Annotated in this window: 9 protein-coding genes; all 9 read right to left on the minus strand. The window is 67.2% G+C overall.

All coding sequences use genetic code 11. The annotated features are described in order from the left end of the window. The coding region (locus AB4Y86_RS04300; protein WP_441400395.1) for a DedA family protein at positions 1-624 on the minus strand (624 nt) is incomplete at its 3' end. A 184-nt stretch (positions 625-808) separates the two neighbouring features. Then, positions 809-1450, minus strand: a complete 642-nt coding sequence (locus AB4Y86_RS04305) for a DedA family protein (protein WP_441400397.1) — start codon at positions 1448-1450, stop codon at positions 809-811. A gap of 66 nt (positions 1451-1516) precedes the next feature. Then, positions 1517-2839, minus strand: a complete 1323-nt coding sequence (locus AB4Y86_RS04310) for a thymidine phosphorylase (protein WP_441400399.1) — start codon at positions 2837-2839, stop codon at positions 1517-1519. After that, the gene (locus AB4Y86_RS04315) at positions 2836-3294 is read right to left on the minus strand and encodes a cytidine deaminase (protein ID WP_441400401.1); all 459 of its coding nucleotides are present in this window, start codon (positions 3292-3294) and stop codon (positions 2836-2838) included. The genes AB4Y86_RS04310 and AB4Y86_RS04315 overlap by 4 nt, the downstream gene beginning before the upstream one ends. Positions 3295-3299: 5 nt before the next feature. Continuing rightward, positions 3300-4817 (minus strand): ABC transporter permease, encoded by a 1518-nt coding sequence (locus AB4Y86_RS04320; RefSeq protein ID WP_441400403.1) that lies wholly within the window; start codon positions 4815-4817, stop codon positions 3300-3302. Further along, on the minus strand, positions 4814-6208 hold the full coding sequence (locus tag AB4Y86_RS04325; protein WP_441400405.1) for an ABC transporter permease: 1395 nt from the start codon (positions 6206-6208) through the stop codon (positions 4814-4816). The genes AB4Y86_RS04320 and AB4Y86_RS04325 overlap by 4 nt, the downstream gene beginning before the upstream one ends. After that, the gene (locus tag AB4Y86_RS04330; RefSeq protein WP_441400407.1) at positions 6201-7796 is read right to left on the minus strand and encodes an ABC transporter ATP-binding protein; all 1596 of its coding nucleotides are present in this window, start codon (positions 7794-7796) and stop codon (positions 6201-6203) included. The genes AB4Y86_RS04325 and AB4Y86_RS04330 overlap by 8 nt, the downstream gene beginning before the upstream one ends. Positions 7797-8035: 239 nt before the next feature. Next, positions 8036-9148 carry a BMP family lipoprotein gene (locus tag AB4Y86_RS04335; protein WP_441400409.1) on the minus strand — a complete coding sequence of 371 codons (1113 nt, stop codon included), beginning with the start codon at positions 9146-9148 and terminating at the stop codon, positions 8036-8038. Between the two features lie 284 nt (positions 9149-9432). Next, positions 9433-10178, minus strand: a 746-nt coding sequence (locus AB4Y86_RS04340) for an NADP-dependent oxidoreductase (RefSeq protein ID WP_441400411.1), incomplete at its 5' end; no start/stop codon positions are given.

Raw genomic sequence — 10178 nt, forward strand, 5'->3', positions numbered from 1 at the left:
AGGCGCCGGCTGGTCGTGCCGTCCGAGGCGGTTGTGCCACCACCGCAGGGCGTGGTCGATGGCAACGCCCAGGACAAGCGCAAACACGACGGCGATCCCGGCGCTCAGGAGCGGGTTGTGGTGYAGCCAGGGGAAGGAGCTGGCCAGGACGCCGATCCCGATCGAGTAGACCACCCAGGTGAAGCAGGCGAAGGCGTCCAGGAAGAAGAACCTGCGGCGCGGGAAGGCCGTGGTGCCTGCGACGTAGTTGACGGCCACCCGGCCCCAGGGAATGTAGCGGGCCGTGAAGATCAGCACGGCGCCGCGTTTCTCAAGTTCGTAGCGGGCCCAGCCGAACACCCGTTGCACCTTCGGCTTGCGCATCCAGCGAAACCGCTCAAGGCCGATCTTCCGGCCCAGCAGGTAGGCCATGTTGTCGCCGGCGATCGCGCCGACCAGTGCCGTCAGGCCGAGCAGCCACAGGTTGGGCTCGCCGCTGTGCCGCGAATAGGCGGCCAGTGCCACGATCAGCGTCTCGCTGGGGACCACCATGGCGAAGCCGTCAACGAAGAAAAAGGCCAGCAGCACGGGGTAGATCCACCACTGTCCGGCTGCATGGAGCACGGCCTCATTAATGAACTCCACGCGGCTGTGCTCCTAGACAACTGAAAGGGTCGGGACGTAACCGGGACGGACTGGATTGGAACTCACAGGCAGACGGCACCGACGTGACATGAATCGCACCTAAGTGTCCCACGCGCGGGGCGTCTTGCGCTACGCGCGCTGCATGATGACGCCGGCTGCGGCTCCGGCGTGCTCGGCACGGTTCCTACCCCTCGGCTGGCGGCGCTGACCGGTCCGCCGCCAGCTCCTCAGGCAGCATGCCGCGCAGCCTGCTGATGGCGAGGTCGACGGCGATGCCCAGGGCAATGGCGCAGATGATGGCGATGCTGGCGCCCAGCAGGTGGTTGTCCTCGAACCACTGGCCGAAGAAGAGACCGATGGCGACCGAGTAGCCGGACCACAGCATGGCGGACAGGACCGTTAGCCCGACGAAACTGGAGTGCGCGTAGTTGGTGGCGCCGGCGGTCAGGTTGACGGCCACCCGGCCGATCGGGACGAACCGCGCAACCATGATCAGCGACGCCGGCCGTTTCCGGAGCTCGTCGCCCGCCCACCGGAATGCCCGCTGTGCCCGGTGCCTGCGCATCCATGCCCAGCGGCCGGTTCCGGTGGCCCGGCCGATCAGGTAGGCGATGTTGTCTCCGGCAAAGGCGCCGGCGGCGGCCACCACGATCAGCAGGAGCGGGTCGGGCACCCCTGCTGAGGCGGCGACGGCCGCCAGGCCGACCACCACCGATTCGCTCGGGACCGGCGGAAAAAACCCGTCGATCAGGCAGCAGGCGAAGACGAGGAACAGGACCCAAGGCTGGCCTGCGGCTGCCAGGATGAAGTCGTTAATTGCCTGCACGGTTTCCTAACGCACGGCGGAACCCGGTTTCTCCCGGAATGCTGGTGCCAGTCTAATGCCGGACGCCTAGGCGATGCGGTCGATGATGAGTTGCTGGGCCGGCCGGGAGCCTTCGGGTGCGATCACTGCGGCGTGTTCGAGCGCCTCTTTGGCCCGCTCGAATTTCTCCGGGGTGTCCGTGAGCAGAGTCATCAGCGGCTCGCCGGCGCGGACCGTGGCGCCTGGTTTGGCGTGCATCCGTACCCCGGCTCCGGCCTGGACCTGGTCCTCCTTGCGGGCGCGGCCGGCGCCAAGACGCCAGGCCGCGACACCCACGGCCATCGCGTCGAGCTCCACCAGCACTCCGTCGGCCGGCGCGTAAACGGTCTCGGATTCCTTGGCGACGGGGAGCTTCGCCCGCGGGTCGCCGCCCTGGGCCTCGATCATCCGGTTCCAGACGTCCATGGCCCGGCCGTCCTTGAGCGCGGCGCGCGGATCGGCATCGCGGATGCCGGCGCCGGCCAGCATCTCTTCGGCCAGGCGGACAGTCAGTTCGACGACGTCTTCCGGGCCCCCGCCGGCGAGAACCTCCACGGATTCCTCGACCTCGATCGCGTTGCCCGCGGTGAGGCCCAGAGGCGTATTCATGTTGGTCAGGAGCGCCACCGTGTGGACACCTGCGTCCTTGCCTAGGGCCACCATGGTTTCGGCCAGTTCCCGCGCCCGAGCCTCATCCTTCATGAACGCGCCGCTGCCCACCTTGACGTCCAGGACGAGCGACCCGGTGCCCTCGGCGATCTTCTTGCTCATGATCGAGGAGGCGATCAGCGGAATGGCTTCCACCGTGCCGGTCACATCGCGGAGCGCATAAAGCTTCTTGTCCGCGGGGGCCAGCCCGGCGCCTGCGGCGCAGATGACGGCTCCCACGTCCTGCAGTTGGGCCAGCATTTCCTCGTTGCTCAGGTTCGCGCGCCAGCCCGGGATCGCTTCCAGTTTGTCCAGCGTGCCGCCGGTGTGGCCGAGGCCGCGGCCGGAGAGCTGCGGGACAGCGACGCCGAAGACAGCCACCAGCGGGGCCAGCGGAAGGGTGATCTTGTCCCCCACGCCGCCGGTGGAGTGCTTGTCCGTGGTGGCTTTCACGCCGCCGTCGGGCCGGCGCAGGCTGGAGAAATCCATCCGCTCGCCGGAGGCGATCATCGCGGCGGTCCAGCGGGAAATCTCGGCCCGGTCCATTCCGTTGAGCAGAATGGCCATGTTGAGGGCCGCCATCTGTTCCTCGGCGATTGCGCCGCGCGTGTAGGCGTCGATCGTCCAGTCGATCTGTGCGGCGCTGAGGACGCCTTTGTCCCGCTTGATGCGGATGATGTCGACGGCGTCAAACGCGTCAGCGCGGCTGCTGGTCTGTGTCACGGGGTTTCCTCCAGGTTCTCGGGGCCAAATGCATCGGGCAGCACCTGGTCCATCGTCTTGATGCCGTGGGTGGTCATGAGCTCCATGTCGGGGGCCCGGAATTCGTAGAGCAACTGCYGGCAGCGGCCGCACGGCATCAGCACGCTGCCGTCCGCGTCCACGCAATAGAAGGCGCGCAGCAGACCGCCGCCGGTCATGTGCAGGTTGCCGACCAGCGCGCATTCGGCGCACAACGTGAGCCCGTAACTGGCGTTCTCGACGTTGCAGCCACTCACGATCCGGCCGTCCGCGGTGAGGGCAGCCGCCCCCACCGCGAACCTCGAATACGGTGCATAGGCATTCTTCATCGCCGCGACCGCGGCGGACTCCAGGGCCGCCCAGTCGACGCCGGGGGCCGGGGCGCCGGAACCTGCGACGCCGGGACCCGGGGCCCCGAAGGCCTGCTCTTCGCGCATGGCTCTCAGCCCTTGACGTACGGTATGCCGTCGGCCGCGGGCGGCCTGGACCGTCCCACCAGCCCGGCGACGGCGATCACGGTCAGGGCGTACGGCAGCATTGCCATGAACTGGCTGGGCACCGGTGAGCCGATGATGGTGATGATGCTCTGCAGGTTGTCGGCGAAGCCGAACAGCAGCGCGGCCAGGAACGCCCCGATGGGGTTCCAGCGGCCGAAGATCATGGCCGCCAGGGCGATGTAGCCGCGGCCGCCGGACATGTCCTTGCTGAACGCGTCCACCGAGACCAGGGTGAAGAAGGAGCCTCCGATACCGGCGATCGCCCCGCCCATGAGGACGTTAATGAAGCGGGTCCGGTTGACGTTGATGCCCACCGTGTCCGCCGCCTGCGGGTGTTCGCCGACGGCACGCACGCGAAGACCCCACTTGGTGTGGAACAGGCCCACGTAGACCACGATCACGGCGACGTACATCAGGTAGCCCACCAGCGACTGATGGAACAGGATGGGTCCGATGATCGGGATGTCGGCGAGGAACGGGATGTCGACCGCCTGCAGCCGGCCGGGCTTGTTGAGGTGCTCGGGATCGGCCGTGAGCAGGGTGGAGAACAGGAAGCTGGTGAGGCCGCTGATCAGGACGTTGAGCACCACGCCGACGATGATCTGGTTGACGAGGTATTTGATGCTCACCACGGCCAGGACCAGGGACACGAGCGCACCCGCCACTGCCGCCGAGATGAGTCCCACGTAGACGTTGCCCGTAACGGTGGCGACGACGGCGGCCGAGAAGGCGCCGAGGAGCAGCTGGCCCTCGATGGCGATGTTCACCACGCCGGCACGCTCGCAGAGCACGCCGGAGAGCGAGCCGAAGACCAGCGGAACGGCCAGGGTCACCGCACCGGCCATCAGCCCGCCGAGGGAGATGGACGGTTCGGTGTCCCGGCCGCCGGCGACGATCCAGATCATGAAGCCGACCAGGAAGACCACCGCGAAGGTGCCGCCCAGCCACGCCGGGACCTTCTTCCGCTGTACGGTCAGGAAGCAGGCGTACCCGGCCAGTGCCAGCAGCAGGACGGAGCAGATCCAGCCGAGCACCATCGAGGGTACGGTGATCTTCTCTACCCGGGCGACGCCCAGGGCGGCAAGGCCAAGGACGACGACGGCGGCGATGGTGGTCGCGGGAATCCAGCGGTCCACCGGAGCGCCCTCGCGGCGCTGGCTGATCCACCGGTAGCCGACGTACGCGGCGGCCGCCAGGGCGACGGCCAGGGTGATCCAGGCCGCCGCGGAGGAGGCGCTGGGGTCTCGTGCCTCGGCGATCCGGAAGCCGGCGGACTTAGTGTTGGCCAGGAAGCCGAACAGGACCGTGCCAAGGACGGCCAGCAGGCCCAGCCCGACGCCGGCCTTCCAGCTCACCAGCTCCGAGGTGGCCGCCGTGGCGCCGCTCCGGCCGTTGCCGGCGCGGTTGGCGCCGTGTCCGGTGCCGGGCTGCTTGCTGGCGGGAGATTGTGTCGTGGCGCTCATGCTGCCGCTCCGCTCTTCACGCCGCCGGTGGTTGAGCCGACGGTTCCACTTTTGGTGGTCTTCTTCTTACGGGGGGTAAGTCCGAATATCGCACGGACCAGCGGCGGCGCCGCGATGAACAGCACGATCAGCGACTGGATGACCAGCACAATGTCGATCGGGGTCTGCGTCTGCGCCTGCATGGCCACGCCGCCGGCGCGGAACGCACCGAACAGCAGGCCCGCGAAGAAGGTTCCCCACGGCGTCGAGCGTCCCAGCAGTGCCACCGTGATGGCGTCAAAGCCGATCGAGGCGGCGACGCCGCCGGAAAGGTACTTCTCCGTACCGGACACCTGGGCGATGCCGGCCAGCCCCGCCAGGGCGCCGGCGATCGCCATCACCAGGATGGTGCTGCGGGCGACGTTGATCCCGGCGGTGCGGGCGGCGCTGGGGTTCGCCCCGACGGCCCGGAACTCGAAGCCGATCGTGGACCGGTTCAGCAACCACCAGACGAACGCGGTGGCCACGATCGCGGCCAGAAAGCCGGCGTGCAGGCGGAACTGTGGTCCCAGCAGTTCCGGGAACAGCGCGGTGGAGTCCAGGAACGGCGAGATGGGGTTGGTGGATCCCTTGCGCTGGAACGCCGGGGTGGTGAGCAGGAAGAGCAGCAGGAAGTTGGCGATGTAGTTGAGCATGATGGTCACGATCACCTCATGCGCGCCGGTGCGGGCCTTCAACAGGCCCACGACGCCGCCCCAGACCGCGCCGCCGACCAGGCCGGCGAGGATGACCACCAGTAGGTGCAGCCCGATCGGCAGGTGCCAGGCGAAGCCGGCATAGGCGCCGAAGAGCGCACCGAAGATGATCTGGCCCTGCGCACCGATGTTGAACAGGCCGGCGCGGAACGCCAGGGCGACGCCGAGCCCGGCGCAGATCAGCGGGGTGGCAACCGTGAAGGTCTCGGTGATCGGGTACAACTGGGCGCCCAGGTCGGTGCCGGCCCAGTTGAAGATCGAGCCTTGCACCAGCGCAATGTACGGCCGGATGACCTCGGTCAGGAGGTCCCCGGGCTGGGCGAAGAAGTAGCCTGCCGCGGCCGCGACCTTGGGATTGGTCACGGCCATCAGGATGCCGCCGAGCACGATGGCGAGCAGCACGGACAGAACGGAAACCATGGCGTTGCCGGTGAAGATCTGGTGCAGCACCGAGCCGCCGTCCCCGTTCCGGTCCCGGCTGCGCCGCTGGGTGGCGGCCGGAACCGCCGACGGCGGCATCTGGCCGCCGGCGGTGTCGAGGGCGACGTCCGAGGCCACGGCCTCGGTGGGGGTAGGCGCAGGGGCCTCGAGCCCAGCGGGTTCTGCTACGGGTTTGTGAGCGGGAGCAGCCGGCTCCGGGGTTGTCTTCTCAGACATGGGTTTCTCCTTCGTGGCCGGCAGGCTCCGGAACCGCCGCCGTCGTCGTGCCGCTGGGGGCGTGGGCGGAGGCGCTGGCTTCGGCTTCTGCGGCCGGAACGCCGGCCATCATCAGGCCCAAGGCGTCGCGGGACGTGGTGGCGGGAACGATGCCCACCAGCCGTCCACGGTAGAGCACCGCGATCCGGTCGGCCAACTGCATCACTTCGTCCAGTTCGGTGGAGACGATCATGACGGGCGTGCCGTGGTCACGCTCGGCGATCACGCGCTTGTGGACGAACTCGATCGAGCCGACGTCGAGCCCGCGGGTGGGCTGCGAGGCGATGAACAGGCGCAGCGGACGGGAGAGTTCGCGGGCCAGGACGACCTTCTGCTGGTTGCCGCCGGAGAGCGTGCCCACCGCGGCCGAGACCGACGGGGTGCGGACGTCGAATTCCTCGACCTTCTTGGCCGCGTTTTCCGCGATCACACCCGGCTTCATGCCGACGCCGCGCGCGAAGGGGGCCTTGTCGTAGAGGTCCAGGATCATGTTTTCGGAGATGGTGAACGTGCCGACGAGCCCGTCCAGGGTGCGGTCCTCGGGGACGAAGCCGACGCCGGCGCCGAGCACGTGCTTGACGCTCTTGCCCAGCAGTTCCTCGCCGTCGAGGGTGATGGAGCCGGCGACGTGCGGCTGCACCCCGAGGATGGCCTCGGTCAGTTCCGTCTGGCCGTTGCCTTGCACGCCGGCGATGGCGAGCACCTCGCCCTTGGCGATGTCGAAGGACAGGTCGTCGACGACGCGCTGGCCGTTGTGGTCGGTCACGGTCAGGTTCCGGACCTTGAAGGTCACCTCGCCGGTCTTGGCGGGGGCCTTGTCCAGGGACAGGCTCACCGCGCGGCCGACCATGGCGGAAGCCAGCTCGGTGGCGGAAGCCGTCGGGTCGGCCTGGCCCACCACCTTGCCGCGGCGGATGACCGTGATGGTGTCCGAGATGGCTTTGACTTCACGCAGTTTGTGGGAAATGAAGACGATCGACTTACCGTCCCGCTTCAGCTGCCGGATGATGTCCAGGAGTTCATCGGTCTCCTGCGGCGTCAGCACGGCGGTGGGTTCATCCAGGATGAGCACCTCGGCGTCGCGGACCAGGGCCTTGATGATCTCGACCCGCTGCTGGACGCCGACGGGGAGGTCCTCCACCATGGCGTCGGGGTCGACGTCGAACCCGTACTGGTCCGAGATCCGGCGGATCTTCTCGCGCGTGGCGTCCAGATTGAGCAGGCCGGCGGCTTTGGTGGTCTCGTTGCCCAGCGCCACGTTCTCGGCCACGGTGAAGACCGGGATGAGCATGAAGTGCTGGTGGACCATGCCGATGCCGGCGGCCATCGCCTCACCGGGGTCCTTGAACACGACGGGTTTGTCGTCGACCAGGATCTCACCTTCGGTCGGGTCGTACAGGCCGTAGAGCACGTTCATCAGGGTGGATTTCCCTGCGCCGTTTTCCCCCAGCAGGCAGTGCACCTGCCCCGGCTCGACGACCAAATCGATGTGGTCATTGGCTACCAGGGACCCGAATCGCTTCGTGATCCCTTTCAGTTCGAGTTTCAAAACCCCAACCAATCTGTGTGTGTATTGATCTGCTCCGGCGCGCTGTCGGCGCCGGGGCAGCGGGTAATCCCAGCCTAGTGTTACGGGTGGTTCCTGGGCAGGGCAGGCCGCCGGCAAAAAAGCTGCCGGCAGGCCGCTGCTGGCGGTACCCGGGCAGGGCAGCTTGGCCAGCAAAAGAGAACGCGCTGCCCTTCGGCCGAGGTGACGGCGGAAGGGCAGCGCGCCCCGCGGTTCGGTGCCTACTTGGTCGGGCTGGACTTCGACTCGACCTTGACGTTACCGGAGATGATGTCCTTCTTGAGCTGGTCCAGTTCGCTCTTGAGGTCTGCCGGAACAGCGGAATCGAGATCGTGGAACGGGGCCAGGGCCACGCCGCCGTTTTCGAGGGTTCCGATGTAGGGAGCGGCGTCGAACTTGCCGTCCTTATCGTCCTTGATGACCGACTCCACAGCGGTGGACATGGTCTTCTGGACGGAGGAGAGGATCACGGACTTGTACTCCGCGGCGGTGAGGTAGCCATCGGAGTCAACCCAGATCAGCTTGGCGTCCTTGCCCTTGGCCTTGGCGTCCAGGATCGCGCTGCCTGCGCCGCCGCCGACCGGTCCGGCCACCGGCAGGACGATGTCGGCACCCTGGTCCAGGAAGCCCTGGGTCAGGACCTTGCCCTTGTCGACCTGCTTGAAGTCACCGACGAAGGTGCCGTCCTGCTTGTCCTTGTCCCAGCCGAGGAGCTGGACGTTCTTGCTCTTCTTCTGGTTGTAGTACTTCACGCCGTCGGCGAAGCCGTCCATGAAGATGGTGACGGTGGGGATGTTGATGCCGCCAAAGGTGGCGACCTTGCCGGTCTTGGTGGTGCCTGCGGCCAGGTAGCCGGCCAGGAACGCAGCCTGGGCCGTGTCGTAGACGATCGGCTTGACGTTCTTGGGGAATGTGGGGTCGTTGTAGTCGATGATCGCGAAGTGGCTGTTCGGGTTGGCCGTCGCGATGGACTTCGTGGCGTCGCCGAGCAGGAACCCGACCGTCACGGTGAGCTTGCAGCCCTGCTGCACCATGGAGCGCAGGTTCGGATCGTAGTCAGTGTCAGCCTTGGACTGGACGTGCTTCTCCTGGATGCCGAGATCCTTGACGGACTGCTGCAAACCTTCGTAACCGGACTGGTTGAACGACTTGTCGTCGAATCCGCCGGAGTCGGACACCATGCACGCGGTGTAGTCCGATTTCGTCGCCGAGCCGGAAGCAGCCGGCGAGGTCGGGGCGGCACCGCACCCGGTGAGCAGCAGGGCGGCCGCGCCCGCGGTGGCGACACCGGCCATTGAACCGCGCTTGAAGGTTGCGCGCAGTGAGTTCTTCAAAGTTCCTCCAGGAAGAAAGAGATAAGCGCTGCGTCGAGTCCAATGAGTCTGCTTCCGGTTTTCCCCCGAAACACTGTTGTCACTGACGGATTCGCAGCACTGCGCCGAGGCGCACGGATGCAAGCCACTTTAGTGGCCCGGAACACGTCGAGTAACACACTTCACAGCCATTTCCCAGATTGTTGAGAACTTGTTACCAAGCGGTATGCCCTACTGTGCGGAAACACGCTTGAGGCCCCGAAATCGCAGACATCGGGGCCTCAAGGGTTGCTGCGGGAGTCCGGTCAGAGCCGGACGAGCATCTTTCCGGTGTTGGCGCCCTCCAGCAGGTCGATGAAGGCCTGCGGCGCGTTCTCCAGCCCGTCTACCACTGTCTCGTCGTAGCGGACTGTGCCGTCGGCCAGCCACGCAGCCATCTGACCGGCGAACTCGGCCGCGTGCTGCTGCTGACCGCTGACCAGGAAGCCGCGGAGGGTGAGCTGCTTGCCGATGGCCAACGCAAGGTTGCGGGGTCCGGCCGGTGCCTCGGTGGAGTTGTACTGCGCGATGGCGCCGCACATGGCGACCCGTCCGCCAACGTTCAGCACCGAAAGCGCGGCCTCCAGGTGCTCGCCGCCGACGTTGTCGAAGTAGACATCAATGCCCTGCTCCCCCGCAGCCTGCTGCAACAGTTCACGGACGGGCCCGTCGTGATAGTTGAAGGCGGCGTCGAAGCCCAGTTCCAGCAGCCGGGCGACCTTTTCCGGGGTGCCGGCACTTCCGATCACCCGTGAGGCTCCCTTGGCCTTCGCGATCTGGCCCACGAGGGAGCCCACGGCTCCGGCCGCACCGGAGACGAAAACGGCGTCGCCGGGCTTGAATTCCGCGACCTTGAGCAGCCCGGTGTACGCCGTCAGGCCGGTCATCCCGAGCGCGCCGAGGAAGGCAGACGCCGGTGCCAGGTCGGTGCGGGCCGGCATCGTTGCGCCTGCATTCAGCACGGCGTAGTCCCGCCAGCCAAGCTGGTGCACGACGGTGTCCCCCACCGAAC

The organism is Arthrobacter sp. 2YAF22_2 (genome assembly GCF_052114645.1).
Lineage (GTDB): Bacteria > Actinomycetota > Actinomycetes > Actinomycetales > Micrococcaceae > Arthrobacter.